General features: G+C 53.7%; 15 protein-coding genes and 1 other annotated feature. Of the genes, 5 read left to right on the top strand and 10 right to left on the bottom strand.

Annotated elements, in window-relative coordinates; all coding sequences use genetic code 11:
- The first annotated feature begins 259 nt into the window (after nucleotides 1-259).
- Nucleotides 260-508 carry a hypothetical protein gene (locus EI42_RS03710; RefSeq protein WP_111318928.1) on the top strand — a complete coding sequence of 83 codons (249 nt, stop codon included), beginning with the start codon at nucleotides 260-262 and terminating at the stop codon, nucleotides 506-508.
- Nucleotides 509-573: 65 nt separating this feature from the next.
- Here the strand turns inward: EI42_RS03710 and EI42_RS03705 are convergent, their stop codons facing one another.
- Complete coding sequence (locus tag EI42_RS03705; protein WP_111318926.1) at nucleotides 574-1,284, bottom strand: metallophosphoesterase family protein; 711 nt, start codon at nucleotides 1,282-1,284, stop codon at nucleotides 574-576.
- A gap of 143 nt (nucleotides 1,285-1,427) precedes the next feature.
- Between EI42_RS03705 and EI42_RS03700 the strand changes: the two genes are divergently transcribed.
- Complete coding sequence (locus EI42_RS03700; protein WP_170142327.1) at nucleotides 1,428-1,925, top strand: metallophosphoesterase family protein; 498 nt, start codon at nucleotides 1,428-1,430, stop codon at nucleotides 1,923-1,925.
- Here EI42_RS03700 and EI42_RS03695 read toward each other — a convergent pair.
- The 4 genes from EI42_RS03695 to EI42_RS03680 all read right to left on the bottom strand — a co-directional run bounded on the left by EI42_RS03695 (nucleotide 1,920) and on the right by EI42_RS03680 (nucleotide 6,758).
- Nucleotides 1,920-2,957 (bottom strand): alpha-hydroxy acid oxidase, encoded by a 1,038-nt coding sequence (locus EI42_RS03695; RefSeq protein WP_111318922.1) that lies wholly within the window; start codon nucleotides 2,955-2,957, stop codon nucleotides 1,920-1,922. The genes EI42_RS03700 and EI42_RS03695 overlap by 6 nt on opposite strands.
- Nucleotides 2,958-3,030: 73 nt before the next feature.
- On the bottom strand, nucleotides 3,031-4,317 hold the full coding sequence (serS, locus tag EI42_RS03690; protein WP_111318920.1) for a serine--tRNA ligase: 1,287 nt from the start codon (nucleotides 4,315-4,317) through the stop codon (nucleotides 3,031-3,033).
- Between the two features lie 48 nt (nucleotides 4,318-4,365).
- Nucleotides 4,366-4,582: a binding site (T-box leader), on the bottom strand.
- Between the two features lie 109 nt (nucleotides 4,583-4,691).
- On the bottom strand, nucleotides 4,692-6,122 hold the full coding sequence (locus EI42_RS03685; RefSeq protein ID WP_111318918.1) for a zinc-ribbon domain-containing protein: 1,431 nt from the start codon (nucleotides 6,120-6,122) through the stop codon (nucleotides 4,692-4,694).
- A 324-nt stretch (nucleotides 6,123-6,446) separates the two neighbouring features.
- On the bottom strand, nucleotides 6,447-6,758 hold the full coding sequence (locus EI42_RS03680; RefSeq protein WP_111318916.1) for a metal-sulfur cluster assembly factor: 312 nt from the start codon (nucleotides 6,756-6,758) through the stop codon (nucleotides 6,447-6,449).
- Nucleotides 6,759-6,987: 229 nt separating this feature from the next.
- Here EI42_RS03680 and EI42_RS03675 point away from each other — a divergent pair, with 229 nt between their 5' ends.
- Nucleotides 6,988-7,905 (top strand): nucleoside hydrolase, encoded by a 918-nt coding sequence (locus EI42_RS03675; RefSeq protein ID WP_111318914.1) that lies wholly within the window; start codon nucleotides 6,988-6,990, stop codon nucleotides 7,903-7,905.
- 55 nt (nucleotides 7,906-7,960) lie between these two features.
- Here the strand turns inward: EI42_RS03675 and rbsK are convergent, their stop codons facing one another.
- Both rbsK and EI42_RS03665 read right to left on the bottom strand, forming a co-directional pair.
- Complete coding sequence (rbsK, locus tag EI42_RS03670) at nucleotides 7,961-8,908, bottom strand: ribokinase (RefSeq protein WP_170142326.1); 948 nt, start codon at nucleotides 8,906-8,908, stop codon at nucleotides 7,961-7,963.
- A 133-nt stretch (nucleotides 8,909-9,041) separates the two neighbouring features.
- Complete coding sequence (locus tag EI42_RS03665; RefSeq protein ID WP_111318910.1) at nucleotides 9,042-12,029, bottom strand: AAA domain-containing protein; 2,988 nt, start codon at nucleotides 12,027-12,029, stop codon at nucleotides 9,042-9,044.
- Between the two features lie 180 nt (nucleotides 12,030-12,209).
- On the opposite strand from EI42_RS03665, the gene EI42_RS03660 reads away from it, so the two are divergent.
- Both EI42_RS03660 and EI42_RS03655 read left to right on the top strand, forming a co-directional pair.
- Nucleotides 12,210-13,373 (top strand): DUF711 family protein, encoded by a 1,164-nt coding sequence (locus tag EI42_RS03660; RefSeq protein WP_111318908.1) that lies wholly within the window; start codon nucleotides 12,210-12,212, stop codon nucleotides 13,371-13,373.
- 9 nt (nucleotides 13,374-13,382) lie between these two features.
- Nucleotides 13,383-13,724: an inorganic pyrophosphatase gene (locus EI42_RS03655; protein ID WP_170142325.1), complete on the top strand. Its 342-nt coding sequence runs from the start codon at nucleotides 13,383-13,385 to the stop codon at nucleotides 13,722-13,724.
- A gap of 79 nt (nucleotides 13,725-13,803) precedes the next feature.
- Here the strand turns inward: EI42_RS03655 and EI42_RS03650 are convergent, their stop codons facing one another.
- From EI42_RS03650 to EI42_RS03640, 3 genes are all read right to left on the bottom strand, one after another.
- Nucleotides 13,804-14,403 carry a GAF domain-containing protein gene (locus EI42_RS03650; RefSeq protein ID WP_111318904.1) on the bottom strand — a complete coding sequence of 200 codons (600 nt, stop codon included), beginning with the start codon at nucleotides 14,401-14,403 and terminating at the stop codon, nucleotides 13,804-13,806.
- A gap of 222 nt (nucleotides 14,404-14,625) precedes the next feature.
- Nucleotides 14,626-15,132: a universal stress protein gene (locus EI42_RS03645; protein WP_111318902.1), complete on the bottom strand. Its 507-nt coding sequence runs from the start codon at nucleotides 15,130-15,132 to the stop codon at nucleotides 14,626-14,628.
- Between the two features lie 313 nt (nucleotides 15,133-15,445).
- Nucleotides 15,446-15,754 (bottom strand): ATP-dependent Clp protease adaptor ClpS, encoded by a 309-nt coding sequence (locus tag EI42_RS03640; RefSeq protein ID WP_111318900.1) that lies wholly within the window; start codon nucleotides 15,752-15,754, stop codon nucleotides 15,446-15,448.
- Between the last annotated feature and the right edge of the window lie 174 nt (nucleotides 15,755-15,928).

The raw sequence follows: 15,928 nt of genomic DNA, 5'->3' as shown, positions 1-15,928 counted from the left end.
TTTTTCTGGCTCGACTTGCCCCGGTGAGGCGTTTCTACTGATAGAGCTATGTTTTCATTATGCTTTTGTTTTTGTCCTGCTAACACTTACTCAGATTGCGTGAGGCGTCTTGCAAGGGAGGCTGAGCGCAGTACGCGGACCCGCTTTGAAAAAGGGGATCAGTGATCCTGTACAGGGCGTCCAGGCAAGGTCTGGGGCCGAGGGGCAAGGTGGAGGAGGACTGATTTGACCGCTTCGTTTTTTTATTGGGGGTTCTACTATGACTTCTACAAGCGAATTACGTGCAATTATTGAGGAATTGGAGTTAGTAGACATCGGGGACGCTGTCAGTTACTTTGGTGAGGAACTCTATGGTGAGGACGATTTTCCAGCGCTGGAACAATTAACCGGGCCGACTGGCGAGCTTTCGGAGAAGGCCGGAGCCTCTCAGTCACCGCTGCTTGCAGATACATTGTACGAATGTCCCTGCCATTTGAACATGCAGCATTATAACTGTATGTCCTGGTGATAGGGTGCTGAGGGAAGAAGTCCCGCTTCTTCGGCGGGGCTTCTTCTTTTTTGTCTGCCAACAGATCAATATTTCGCGGTCGTCAGGATCTTGATGCGGCTGCGGGCATGAGGAATGCCACACTCGCGCAATTGCCTGACTACCTGCTCGATATCATAGGAAACGCGTCGGATCTCGGCATGCCAGCTTCCATCCTGCCATGTTAACAGGCCATAGGAAGCACGTGCATCTTCGTCTCGGGGCAGACCACAACTGCCGACATCGACTAACAGGAGCTGTCGCCAGTGTCGAACATACGGAATATGGAGGTGTCCAAAGGCGAGCGCTCCAATAGTGGCATTAAGCGAGCCGAGTTGCTCTTCCAGCGTCTCATCTGAGGCTGTGGGGAAAATGGCCTCGTTCTGTGTCCGGGGGCTTGCATGGACAATCAAGGCGTTACTCCCATGCGGGTTGGTAATCAGGTGTGAGAAGGGCAGAGCGGACAGGTAGTCGATGCCTTCCTGCCCGATCTGTTCCTGTGTCCAGGCGATGATGCGGCGTTTCTTCGGACTTTTCGTGGGAGCTCCTGTGATGGTGTCAACGTCCACATTTCCCTGGATGACCGGACACTGAAGGCTCTGGATCAGTTGCAGGACCTCTTTGGGTCGAGGCCCGTTCAGGCAGAGATCACCAGCAATCACCAGATGATCGACTGGCGCCTGTTGGGAAAGATCGTGCAGCACTGCTTCAAGCGCTACCTGATTCCCATGAATGTCGGATATAATAGCGATACGCATAAATGTTATGTATCCTGGAAGTAGGTTTTCTCATCGTTTTTTTTGGTACCGGTCTCGGACTCATTGAAAGGGGCTCTTTCTTCAGTATAGCCCGGCAACGTACCACTAGCGTAATAGCACATCCAGGGAGGAAGCGAAATAGTATGGTCCATAAAGTAGGAGTTCTTTCTGATACTCACCTTCCCAGGTTTAAGCGGCTTCCAGAGGCTCTCTGGGAGCATTTTGCTGATGTAGAGCAGATTATCCATGCGGGTGATCTCTCGGTACTCTCGGTGCTCTCGGAGTTGGAAACGATCGCACCTGTTGTCGCAGTGCAGGGGAATGTCGAATATGATGAGGTGGTAGAGGCGCTTCCCATCAAGCGAGAGATACAGGTTGGCTTTTGTCGTATTGGCATTGTGCATATTCTGGGTGATTCAAAATATTATGCACGTAATGCTCTAGTAGAATTTCCCCGGGCCCGGGTGGTCGTTTTCGGACATAGCCATGTACCCTACAATAAAGAGCAGGATGGGCTGCTGCTCTTTAATCCTGGAAGCGCTACAGATCGTCGTCGCCAGCCAACCTGTAGTATCGGCATGTTGTATATCGATGATGAAGCGCTGTCGGTGCGCGGAGAAATTATTCCGCTTGCCTCATAGAATCTTCACCAATGAGGGCGTGATGCTGGCAAGGTTCGGGCAACCAGCCAGTGTCATCGCCAGTGCCAGTTCAGAACGCAAGATTTCCAGCACGCCGCGTACACCTTGAGCTCCGTTTGCGGCTAGTCCCCACAGCACAGGACGACCTACCAGTACAGCGCGAGCGCCAAGCGCCAGCGCCTTGAGGATATCGGTGCCGCGTCGGATACCACCATCCATGTAGACCTCACAGCGGCCTGCGACAGCTTCAACCACTTCTGGCAGTGCCTCAATGCCGGCCATAACCCCATCAAGCTGACGACCGCCATGATTGGAAACAATGATTCCATCGACGTGATGTTCCAGGGCCAGCAGCGCATCTTCAGCGGTCAGAATGCCCTTCAACAGAATGGGCAGGCTGGTCACGCTTTTGAGCCAGTCGACCGTTTCCCATGTATCAATCTTATGGCGTTCGGTTGGATTGAGAAAGCCTTCGGAGAGCTGGAAATTTGCGGTAGGAAGCTGCTGAAGCTGGTCAAAGTTGTTGCGCAGGTCACGTTCGCGATGTCCAAGTTGTGGCATATCGACGGTAAACACAATCGCGCGATAGCCTGCCTGCTCGGCCCGCTGAACCAGCGTCCGGCTGAAGTCGAGGTTGCGATGCGTATATAACTGAAACCAGATTGGCCCGGTAGCGGCTTGTGCAATTTCAACCACATTTCGTGAGGCCGCGGTGCTGGCGGTAAAAATGGTATCACAGTTGCCTGTGGCCTGCACTGTGGCAATTTCAGCGTCGGGATGAGCCATTGAGTGGGCTGCGGTAGGTGCGACAATGACGGGCATGCTGATCGGCGTGCCAAGTGCGGTGGTACGCATATCGAGATTCTTCGTATCAACGAGCATGCGCGGACGGATGCGAATACGCTCAAAGGCGCTACGATTGGCGCGCAGGGTCACTTCGTCGTCGCTGCCGCCATTGTAGTAGTCCCAGGCTAACTGATCCAGTTTCTCGCGGGCCAGCTTCTCGTAATCAAAGACGTTGATGGGGTCCATAAGGGGTCTTTGCTCCTTCCATACTCAAAGAAAAGGCGCGTCTGCTGCTTCCCGGCAGACGCGCACAGGGGTTTTATTGTTTCGGGTGAATGTACTCCTGACCACCCATATACGGGCGGAGTGCCTCGGGAATCCGTACGCTTCCGTCCGCCTGCTGGTGATTTTCCAGCAGCGGGATCAGGATGCGTGGCGAGGCAATGGCAGTGTTATTCAGTGTGTGAACGAACTTCAGCTTCCCATCTTCGTCGCGATAGCGGATATTAGCGCGACGGGCTTGCCAGTCATGCAGGTATGAGCACGAATGGGTCTCTCGGTAGCGGTTCTCGCTCGGCACCCAACATTCAAGATCATACATGCCGACCTTGCCATCACCCATGTCTCCGGTACAGACGTTGACCACGCGATAGGGGAGCTCAAGCGCCTGCACCAGCTCTTCCGCGTTTCTCAGAAGCTGCTCATGCCAGCGAACCGATTCCTCATGGTCGTTTTTGCAGATAATGTACTGCTCGACCTTATTGAACTGGTGGACACGGAAGACGCCGCGTGTATCCTTGCCGTACGTTCCCGCTTCCTTACGGTAGCAGGGGCTATAGCCAACAAAGCGCAGTGGCAGCTCTTCGGCCTTGAGGATCTCATCTTTATACATGCCGGTGATCGAGACCTCGGCAGTGCCAACAAGGAACAGATCCTCGTCCTCAACCTCGTATACCTGATCGCGTCCTTTTGGGAATTGTCCATTGCCAATAAAGGCGAAATCGCGGGCCATTGAGGGCACGATAAGCGGCATGAAACCTTCTTTGGCCAGACGATCGAGAGCGAAGTGAATCAGGGCAAGTTCCAGGCGGGCTGCGTCGCCCCGCAAGGCGTAGCTGCGGGTTCCGGCAACCTTGACCGCGCGCTCGATATCGATCAGATCAAGATGCTGCATGAGCTCATAATGATCGCGCATCTCGAAGTCGAACTGTGGTTTTTCGCCCCAGTACTTAATGGGCACATTGTCATCCTCATCTTTGCCAATCGGGGCGCTTGGATCGGGAATATTGGGGACCAGCAGGAGCATCTGATAGCGCTCGTCCTGTAAGCGGGTCAGTTCTGGCTCCAGTGCTTTCAGGCGCTCCGAGAGCTGTTTCCCTTCGGCAATAAGTTGAGTGCGCAGCTCCACATTCTTCTCTTTCGCAGCTTGCTGAATCTGCTTCGAGAGCTGCTTCTGCTGAGCGCGGGTCTGGTCAACTTCCTGCTGCATATTGATAACCTGCCGGTCAAGCTCAAGCAGCGCGTCGATATCGATCGGGTTGTTTTTCAGTCGTGCCGCCTCTTTCACGAGATCCGGATTGTTTCGGATAAAGGTAAGATCTAACATCTGTCAAACTCCTCTTTTCAGACAATAAAAAAACGCCGTGTCCTTTTCTTTCAGGACGACGACGCAGAATATGCTCTATCGTGGTGCCACCTTGTTTTATTCACCTGTAAGTGAACCTCGTTGTTGTCCGGTAACGGGGACGAACCGTAAACGCTGTTCGCGCAGGCTCCCGGGTGGATTTCGCTGAAGGTGTATCGCTGCGTTGCACCATCCCGCAGCTCTCTGAGATCACCCAACAGGTACTTATCCCGTTCATCGCTTGATATTTTGTTGTGCTGAACTGATATATCGAGAATAACACTGGGTTTGCGCTTTGTCAACCCTTATGAGGTAAAAGGGGAAGAGCAGCCTCCCGGGAGACTGCTCTTTGCTGCTTAGAGATTCCAGACTTTGAAGTTTTTGAACGCAACGTCTGTAGGCTGTGACTCCGCGTCGCAGAATACCCCGACCTGTCCGCTGCTGTAGGTACTATCGACCACGCTATCAACATAACGTTTGTTGATGTAGAGATACATGGTGTCACCCTGAGCGATAACAGTGATTGTGTTTGTCTCGCCGGAGCCAGTGCGCATCATATCGGTATGGTTAGTCAGGATTGAACCTTTAAAGCTGCTGTTCTTCTCGACATGGACTGCATAGGTGCCGTCGCTCTTAAACGAGAAGAGATAGGCATTCCCGCCTTTTGCATCGCCGCGCAGAACCAGACCACCTGCATCGCCTTTTACAATCGTCATCTCGACCTCAATGGCGAAGTTGGCGTAGTCGGTTTTCTGGGCATAGCAGGTCAGGAAATATTTCTCTTTGTTCAGCGTCGAATGATACTGGCCATCGCTAAAGTTGCATCCGCCTCCATCATTGGTTTTACCCACGTTCCAGTTCGCGCTATCGTTTGCTGCCAGTGGCGACGAGAGAACGGGCTTCCCTCCTGTGGCCTGCGTATAGAGACTCTGAAGTGTCGTTTGTGTGGCAACAGCGTTCGCTGTCGCCTGTGCTTGAGCAGTCGAAGTTGCATGTGCTTGCGCGACGGATGTTCCTGTCACCTGTGCGTTTGCAGTTCCCGTGGCCTGATTCTGGGCTGTCACCGTTTTTTGGGCTGTCGCGGTCTGGTCGGCCTGAACCTGGTTCGGAATAATGACGCCAAACGTTACAATTGCGCCGAGAATGAGTAGCAGAGCAAGCGCTGCTGAAATAGCGATCAGTGCGGTTCTCTTCTTCTTTGGCGGTTGTGGGGGGGTAGGAAAGCTACCCTGCGATGGCGCGTTGTAGGGGCTGGAACCGGAAAACTGTTGCGGCGGATAGTTCGCGGCAGAACCAAATTGCCCGGGGGTATGGTGCGGGTAGCTGGCGACAGGGCCAAATTGACTGGGTGTTGGCTGTGGATAGTTCGCGGCAGAGCCAGGGTGATTGGGAGTCTGCTGCGGGTAGTTTGCGGCAGAGCCAAACTGATTGGGAGCCTGAACATTCGGGTAATTGGGTGAGCTCCCGTATGCTGCCTCGGTCGCATAGGAAGAGGCCGTTTCCTGATACGCCTGATTGGAATCAATCGGCGCAGGGATTGTTGAATAGGTTTCGTGTAGCGGCTGATGGTTGGCTCCTGAGCCCTGAGAAGAAGGCGGTTGTGAGAGGGGAGGAGGAGCCGGAAAATCTTGCTGAGCAACCGGCGGCGGGCTGGCTACCGTTTGTGCCGAGTAGTCATTGCTGCTAAAGCCCGGTGTGCTCGGCGTACCAGGGTTCTGATAGCCACAATTGGTGCAGAACGAGGCCCCTGGTCGCAAAGGCTGGCCGCAGTTAATACAATATTGCATGCAAAAACTCCGAGAACTCCAGATAAGTACAGATAGAACGCAAGAAAGTGCCGTACAGGATAAGGTCCTACTAGCATACCATTCTTTCTCGGTTGTGCCAAGTTGGCAGTCTCGCAGTACTTCTCGCACCCTATCATACCATGCGAGAGGCTCGATAGCGAGGGATGGAAGTGCTTTGCTATGATTGACTTTACTCAGGTGATAGGGTAAATTCAGAAGGAAAAGTGGAGAAGAGAGTGAGGGATGAGGAAAGGAGAAAGAGAGGTGGAAAATATGGATGAACTGGCTCTGTCATGGAACCAGCCCACCCATTGTGTTTTCTGCTTAGACAAGACCCAGTTCCCACCGTGCGTCTTCTGTCATCCGCTCAGGAGACCAGGGAGGATCGAAGGTGAGGTCGACTTTGCAGCTTTTCACGTTTTCGACCTGACGTACACGCATGTCGATCTCCTCCATCACCTCTCCGGCCATCGGACAACCAATAGCTGTCAGGGTAATGGTGACATCTACGTGCCCTTCTTCCTGGTTTATGTTAAGGCCGTACACCAGCCCGAGATCGACGATATTGACCGGTATCTCTGGATCATAGCATTCGCGTAAGGCGTCCAGTACTTCTGCTTCGTTAATCTGTGCCATTCATCGGCTCCTTGATTTTGCTCCTGTTTAATCCGAGTAAAAAGGTCGGAATATACTCTTGTAATATACTGTATTTCCGGGCAATTGTCAAAAGCGACTTGCATCGTCCTCTTATTATATCTGTTACTATCAATATGGGTGATAGATAATAAGGCTTTTGTAAGGAGTATTCTATTCTGTTACTATCAATATGGGTGATAGATAATAAGGCTTTTGTAAGGAGTATTCTATGCGGCGTTTTATTATCGATACAGATACAGCCAGTGATGATGCAGTCGCGCTGGTCATGGCGCTGACATATCCTGATGTGACGATTGAGGCGATCACGGTGGTATGCGGAAATATGCCACTTGAGCAGGGGGTACAGAACGCGCTCTACACGGTTGAGTTGTGTGGCAAGCAGGTGCCGGTCTATCCCGGGGCGGTTGCACCGTTATTGCGGCCATTGGAGGCAGCTCACGATTATCATGGACAGGATGGTCTGGGAGATATCGGGTTGCCCTTGAGCGGAAGAGTGCCCGCGGAGCGCCATGCGGTTGATGTGTTGCGTGAAACGATTCGGCGCTATCCCTCTGAGATCACGCTGGTGGCCCTGGGGCCGCTGACCAATCTAGCGCTTGCTCTCACGCTTGAACCGGAACTGGCGTCTCTGGTTCGAGAGTGTATTGTGATGGGGGGCTCAGTCTCTGGTGGTAATGTAACCCCGGTTGCGGAATATAATGCCTGGGTCGATCCTGAGGCAGCGAAAATCGTGTTCGCTTCGGGTATGCCAATCAAGCTGGTTGACTGGCAGCTTTCAAGTCGCTATGGTATGTTGACTCCCGAGGAAGAAGGTCAGCTTCAGGCACAAGGCACGTCGCTGGCCACGTTCTGTGTCGATATTCAGCGGGTGGCGCGGGAAGTCAGTCAGAAGAATCTACAACGGGGCATTGTGCTGGCTGATCCGCTGACAATGGCGATCGCGCTTGAGCCAGAAACGGCAACCGAGACGGGCCGCTTCTTTGTCGATGTCGCGACCGATTCGTTAACTCGTGGCCAGACTATTGTGGATATCGGGAATGTTCTTCAGCGTGAGCCAAACGTAGAGGTTGTTCTGACCGCATCCCATGAGCGCTTTGTGCAGCTCTTGCATCGGGCGGTCCGCTAGCAAAGGGAGCATGAGTAGTTTCCAGTGCGAAGATCTGGAGACTACTCACCGACGCTCAGTGTGAGGGATATGAGGCAAGCACTTCTTCCAGTGTTGGCATGCCCGATTGAGCGCCAAACCGCGTTACTTTGAGCGAGCCGGCATAGACTGCGAAGCGCAGCGCCTCCTCTGCCTGCTTCCCTTCGGCAAGGGCAACGGTCAATGCGCCTACAAAGCAGTCCCCGGCGGCTGTTGTGTCCACAATCTGGATGCGGGGGGCCGCCTGATAGACGCAGCGTGGTTTGTGCTCCTCGTTTCGGGTGACCAACACAGCTCCTCTGCCTCCCAGGGTGATAACAACCGTCTGAATGCCATATCCCTGTAGGACCGTGGCGACAACCTGTGCATCCTCCGTCGTGTTCACTTGCTGGCCGCTGAGGTGGCTGGCCTCGGTTTCGTTGAGGATCAGCACAGAGACCTTTTGTAAGACCTCTCGTGGCAGGGAATGCGCCGGGGCCAGATTGAGAATAACGGGAACGTGAACCTTATGGGCAGCTTCGATCAGGCGGGTGACCGTCTCGATAGGGATTTCCATTTGTAGTACGAGGGCCTTTGCCTGAGGAAGTGCCTCTTGAATTGCTGCAAAGTGCTGTTCATCTCGTCCGACCTGCATATTGGCCCCGCCTGCAACAACAATCGAATTTTCGCCTTCGGGCAATAGAAAGATGAACGCAACGCCGCTTGATTCTATAGGATCTGTGACGATCAATTCAGTGTCAATCGAGTGTTTGTGAAGCTCTGCTACCAATTGCTTGCCAAAGGGATCGCTCCCTACTCGTCCGGCCATGCTGACTGAGCCTCCCAGTCGGGCCATTGCAACAGCCTGATTGGCCCCCTTACCGCCCGGGATGAGTTTCAAGGAACCGGCCCCGAGCAATGTTTCGCCTGGCGCGGGGATGCGAGGAACGCGTACTACCTGATCCATATTCAAGCTACCAGCAACAAGAATTGAGCCCTGCTTCATTCTATCCTCCTCTGTTTGAGCTGCTCCTTTTACCCTTGATCTTCTGCTCGCACACTCCATTTCTGTAGATACTCTTGAGCATACACTATAGTTGTAGCAGGCTGCAATAGATCTTTGCAATAACGCTTGCAGATCAGGAAGGATGATAGGGTGTGATCGTTTTCATGCTGCGGCAATAGGTTATCAGGCGGTTGAAAATGGGCAGGTTTTCCAGTGCTGCTACGCTGCCAACCAGCATCAGCTTCTGTTGTGCCCGGGTTAGAGCGACATTCAGACGGTGCGGATCAACCAGGAAATCGCGGCGGAGGGTGTCGCGGGCCGGTTCTCGTGCGGTCGCAAACGAGATAATAATGACCGGGCGCTCTCCTCCCTGAAAGCGATCGACGGTATCTATGCTGATGTCTGGTGTTCCCTCCCATTCGTAGCTGATATCTGGCTGAAGCAGGGTTCGCCTGAGCAGCGCTACCTGAGCGCGGTAGGGGGCGATAATGCCAATATCCTGCGGCGCAACGCCTCGGGCCAGCAGCCCACCCACCAATGCTCTAACTGCCTGTGCCTCTGTCGTACTGATTTTGTGCTCGTCTTCGTTGCCCGGCACATCCAGAAAAACGAGCGGATGACCGGGAACGAGCATCGGGACGACAAAGGCTGGTTCTGGTTCGGACAGCTTTTCGGGCTTTCTGGTGAAGCGGAGGCGCTGGTTTGCGATCTCTGGTGCTGCTACAAGCTGGTCCTGATAGAAGACCCGCGAGGCGAAGTGAGAGATCCATTTGTTCATACGATACTGCACCCGTAACGGCACGCAAGCGCTGATCGCCTGTGGCGCCTGTTGCATATACTCGTCATCCAGCCGCTTGAGCTGGCTGAAGAGCGATTCGCTCAAACCAAGCTCGGCTGCTTCCTGACTCTGGACCAGCGGCGGGAGCTGCTTTTCATCCCCAACAAGGATAAAGCGTTTGGCGAAGCGAAGCGCTCCCAGAATTGCGGGAATCGTCAGTTGTCCGGCCTCATCAATGACGGCCACATCAAAGTGCAGGCCATTTTCACCATACTTGTCTGATGACCATGTGGCGGTGGTTGAAGCGATAACGGGCATGCGTTGCAACACCTCATGTACGCTTGCAGGATCGTCGACCAGCGTTTGCAACAGGCGATGCTGCACCTGTGGATCGATGCTCCGTTCGTGCCCCAGGCGAATGTAATCGGTGAAGCCCTCTTTTTCGAGGCGCTTGAGGATGTTGTCAACGGCCTGATTGGTAAATGCTGCCAGGAGCACGCGCTTGCCCTCAGCACAGAGGCGTCTGACGATCTCCGCAATAACACTGGTTTTGCCGGTTCCTGGAGGACCATGCACAAGTAGATAGTCGCGCATTTGCAGGGCACGGGTCACCGCAAGGTTCTGCTCGATGTTGAATTCAGGACGACCTTCAACGTGGCGCTCATAGAAGCGGGGCCGAACCTTTCCGGCAACCAGATCGCGCAGATGCGGCTCGACCTGAAGCCAGCGGGTTAGATTTTGCAGGGTGCGAGTATGGACGAGATCACTTGAGTAGCGGTCGATCAGGTGCGGATGCGCGATCAGCTCACGAGTCCAGACCGTGACCTCTTCGGCGCTGATTCTCAGGATCGTGCCGCTGACCACCTCACCGCGAATCGGGTCGCCGTCACTGAGCAGGATTTCGTCGCCCTCGCGTAGTTCAGAGGTATTGATGCAGCGGAAGGTCTGTTCCCAGCCGTCTTTTTCGGCCCTGGCTTCGCCCAGCGGTTCCAGTCCCCTGAGGGCCACACCGCGCTCGATCCGTTCCAGAACGGGAGCCTGCCAGAGTTGCGCCTGCTGTTTCTCCGCCTCTCTACCTTCCAGTTGGAGCAGGTGATAATAGTGCGCAAAGAAGGGACGCTCCTCATTGATTCGAACGTTGGGAAAAGGAGATTCAGCGTCAAGCGGATCATCGGTGAGATCTGGTGGTTCCCATTGCAGCAAAGAAGAGATCGTGTTGCATTCGTGGCGCAGGCTACAGCGCGGGCAGCGGCGCTCGGGTGGTGGTGAGGGAATGGCGCTGATCTGATGCAGGACAAGGATGTTGCGCGTCTCTACAACGCGTTGCAACTCGCGAATTGTTGAGGGAATGCCAAAAGTCTGAGCCTGGCCCGGTGTGCCGCTGTAGAGCAGGGTACCGAGAGCGCGCTTCATTTTGGAGTCGCGGCGAACTGCCAGCAGGGCATGATAGCCAAGCACCTGCCAGCGATGCGCTGTCTTCGGGAGCTTTCCATTCGCTCCGCCAGTTTTTAACTCAAGCAGGCGCTGCCGCTCTCCCTGTTGCCAGAACAGGTCCAACCGACCGCGCAGCCCGATCTCGGGCGCCAGCAGGAAGGTTTCAGCGCGTACCTGTTGCCCGTTGGAGGGTGTTGCCAGATCCCACAGGGTGGTGCGTTCACTCTCATACCAGCGGGCAAGGCTTTCCAGATGCGGCTGTACCTCGGCACGGAGCGCATCCGGCGTGAACTGTGCCAGAGCGATATCAATACTGTAAAGCTTCAGTGCCTCTTCCAGGTGCTGTTGCAGAATATCCAGGGCCGGTCCCGGGTCCGGGTTGCGGTCATGCTCTTTCAGCAGCTCTTTAAAGCAATAATGCACCAGATTTCCGCGTATGGCCTCGATGGAGGAGGGAGAGGGGAGCAGCCGTTGCAGAAGATATTGACGTGGGCAATATTCTGCCTGATTCAGGTCGGTGATGTTCAGCAGTGTGTCCGGTTCCAGAATCGCCAGTGAGTATTGATTCCCGAAGTAATGATACCAGCTCACACCCTGTTGTTCTATCGGCTCGGGCTCTGCGGGGAGATGATAGGCACGTAGATTGAGTGGTGCTTTTCGGATGGCCTCACGTCGCTCACGCAGTGCCTGTACAAGACTGCGATAGTAGCTGTGGGAGAGATGAAGGGCAATGTAGCGGCTCCCGGTGTCCAGAAAAAATGTTGCGAAACGTTCTCCCTGATAGCTTGTTTCCTGTGCGCTGAGTATCCGTCCTTCAATCTGGGTTTCATGGAACGCATGGCTGCTTCTATCCAGGGTACAAAGGAAGCAATCAGGCTGTCCATCGGCAAGGTGTTCATTCGTGTGCATAACGTTCAAGCAAAACTCCCCTCCATCGCATTCTAGCTCAAGTGTAGTCGGTATGCTTGCGCCCGTCAATCCTGCCTCTGTATACTGGGCAGATAAAGGGAGACTTCCCTATCGCGTGCAAAGGGCGTGTAAGTACCTATCTTGTAATTCAAGAGCAAGCAAAGAAAAGAGGAAAAAGCAATGCCATACCCACCTATTCGTGCTATTACGCTTGGTATTTCAGAGGCTCATCCGCTCAAGGAGCAGCAGATTCAGCGTGCCGCGGCGCTAGTCCGGCGTATCGGGCAACAGTTTCAGGAGCAGGGCTATACAGTACAGACGCTGCGGTTCTCAACGCGCCCGCTCTTTGATGATCTTACAGGCTGGTCAATTGCACAGATTCAAGCGTATGCACAGGAGCTACAGCGGTTGTTAGAGAAAGAGGGAATTGAGTATTGCTCGATTGGGCCTCTCCGTGCCGAGGAAGCAGCGACCGCCAGCTTTGATACACTGGCTGATATGCTGATCACGACTACGGCGCTCAGTGCTACGGTGCTTGTCGAACGGGAGTTATCCTATCAGGCAGCGATGCTGACGGCGCATGTGATGCGGCGGCTGGCGCTTGAGACCGACGAGGGTTTTGGGAACTTCCGCTTTGCGTTGCTTGCCTGCGTAAAACCGGGAGGACCGTTCTTTCCTGCGGCCTATCATGCGGGGCCGACAAACATCACGCTTGGCGTTCAGGGGGCCGGTCTGGTCAGGGATGCCATTAAGCGAGCGCAGGCCGAAACGAAGGGGGTGCTGACTCCTGTACAGATCACAGAGCTGGTACGCAATAGCTGCTATGCGGCAGCGGCTCCAATGGTGACACTTGGTCAGGAGCTGGCACAGGAGGCTGGTGTTCGCTTTGGTGGCATTGACCTTTCACCAGCGCCGATGGCCGACGAGAGTATTGCGGAGGCGATTGAGGCGTGTGGCTATGGCGAGCTTGGGTCTGCCGGGTCGCTGGCGGTCACGGCGGCCATGACTACTGCATTGCAATCGATCGAGTTGCCGCTATGTGGATATAACGGACTGATGTTGCCGGTACTGGAAGATACGCTTCTGGGGCGGCGTTGGAGCGAGCGGAAAGTGCACCTGCATTCGTTGTTACTCTACTCAAGCGTCTGTGGAACCGGGCTTGATACCGTGCCCTTGCCGGGTGATTGTACGCAGGAAGAGATCGCGCATATTCTGCTTGATGTCGCGGCTCTGGCACTGCGCTGGCGGAAACAACTCTCGGCGCGTCTGTTTCCTGTTCCCGGGAAGCAACGCGGTGAGCGCGCCTGCTTCAGTTCGCCCCATCTCACGACTGCCCTGATATAAGGAGAAGTGATGAGCGAAGAACGTTTCTGGCACTATCTGGATGAGCTGGTTTCGACAACGGAACTGGTCATTGACAGGCCAAAGGGGAGCAAGCATCCGCGCTATGCTTCTATGGTCTATCCGCTGGACTATGGATATCTGGCGGGCACCACATCGGGTGATGGGCAGGGTGTTGACGTCTGGGTGGGAAGTCTGGAGGAGCGACATGTGACGGCGCTCCTCTGTTGTGTAGATATGTTGAAACGAGATAGCGAGATCAAGCTGTTGCTCGCCTGTACGCCTGCCGAGATAGAACAGATTGTTGCCCTGCATAATCAGGGACAGCAGGCGGCGCAATTGCTGCTTCGGTGAGGCTTACAATGAGGGGAGCACTGAAACAGCCAGCGCTCCCCTCATTGCTTTTCCTGATAGCATATATACCTGTATGTCACTACATAGAGGTAAAAGGTGTTCCCCAGAGGGCACCGATCACGCCCTGATAGGAACTCCTGACGCCTTCATATAAGCGGGCATTTTCGATAGCCAACGCGGCCAGACTGCCCAGGACAGAAAGGAACTGGATATCATCCTCATTAAAGTCGGTCTCGTGTTTTGTATACACGCGCAAGACACCGATCGCCTCTCCATGAACCTCCAGGGGAACGCAGAGGAGCGAGACAAGCCCTTCGTCTCTGGCGGCATGCTGATACTGGAAGCGTTTATCTACACGAACATCAGTGATGCAGACGGGGGCTCCGGCAAGCGCTTCACTGTCAATCGCACTATGGGTGATATCTACAGGGCCTTTTGCAAGGTATTGGCCGCTCAGGCCATAAACGGCGCTCAAGTGCAGTTGACCAGTTTCCTGATCAAATAGGCGAAGGACACAGGCATCAACCTGCATGGCTTCAGTAATGCTGGTCACAACACTTTGCAGCACTTGATCAAGCTCAAGGCTGGAAGTAAAGGTCAGTGCGGCCTGATAGAGCGCAGTGTAATAATCTTTATGTGAGCGGCGCGGAACATTAGTTGTATTGGCGTCAGTGTGCATACAATCTCTCCCCGGACGACTGAGAAAAGTGTGTCTTTCAAGAAAACAATAGCGCGATGATACTAGTAACACGCTTTTATTGTAGCACACGTATTCAGTCCGGGAAGAAAAGCATGCAATATACCACAAAGAGCGACTCTGTGGTAACGCTCATAGAGCCATTCTTACCATTTTTTTTATTGTGGGAAAAGAGAGGGGGAGCCTCTCTTTTTGATGTAGAGATCAGACCTGAGCCATCACCTTTTGCGGTGCCGGGTCCTGCACCAGCCAGACGCGGCAGGGCGCATTTGCCAGTACATAGGGAACCGTTTTGCCCAGATCTGTACGATTACTGTTACGTACCAGTCCAATCAGGATCAGTGCACAGTGATGGTCTCTGGCCTCATCAACAATAGCCGGTCCCGCATCGCGAGCCTGGACTATCTCGGGTATTGCTTCACATCCCACGCGTTGGGCGATCTCCATTGCAGAATTGAGTAGTTTGTCAGCTCGTTCAGACTCCTCAGTGAGAACAGCTTTCAGGGGCAGTGCTCGTGGAACCTCAATCACATGAACAAGATGGACCTTACGTTTGGCTCCTTTCGCCATTTGACAGGCCAGGTAGACAAGGTTGTAATCGAGTTTATCGCCGCAGATTACAACTTCTATATCCCCGGTGGCACCCTCACCTAGAGCAGATTTGCTCATCACCGTCTCTTCTTTGGCGCGGGAACCCCATAAGTGAACCATAATAGATTTCCTCCTGGTGGAGCATGATAAAACAGCATCATTGACTACCCGGTAGAGTGAGTTCCTGCAATGTCAGCAAGCTCGCTTGTCGGGTTTGTGTCCTACAGGATTGTAATACCGGCGCTTCTCTGAGTCAATGGAGCAGTCCACCTGTATTATTTTCCTCTCTGTTCCAGACTACAGCGTCTTAATCGTCTCTCCTCTTTATTTATACGCTCGAAGTATGGAGATGTTGTACATCTTTCCCGTTACTGCCCGTCGCAATCGGTACAAAGCAAAAGGCGACCGATAGAGGCCGCCTGGAACACTACAGCTAATCTGGCTCAATCGTTGCGGTTAAGCCGTAATCGATCAAGCGTTCTTGATAAAACTCAGCTAATTCCTTCGGACAGACAACAACAACCGCTTGCCCGGTGAGATGCGCAGTGAGCATAATATGCGTTGCCTCTTTCATCGTCAACGAGTTGACGGTTTCGAGCAGCGCATACACGACGTGCATCATATCGTTATGGTCATCATTGAACAGGATAACCTTGTACGGGGGAAGCAGTTGTACTCTTTCCCGCACTATCTCTTCTGGATTGAGCGAGTTGAGGGGTGAAAAACCCACATCCTGGGGCATGCTACAACTCTCCGTTTTCCTCGATTAACACGTAGCTGGAACACTAAGCATGCTATAGACTATTGTAAACAAGTCTTTTTTATTTTGCCAGTGGGCAGGCCCCTTTCTTAGGAGAAGTGTGGAAAATTCACTCTCAACTGCCTTTCTTCTGCTCTCCTTCGCTTCGTGCGGCTG

This window comes from Thermosporothrix hazakensis (assembly GCF_003253565.1).
GTDB lineage: Bacteria > Chloroflexota > Ktedonobacteria > Ktedonobacterales > Ktedonobacteraceae > Thermosporothrix > Thermosporothrix hazakensis.
This window is presented reverse-complemented; position numbering and strand designations above follow the sequence as displayed.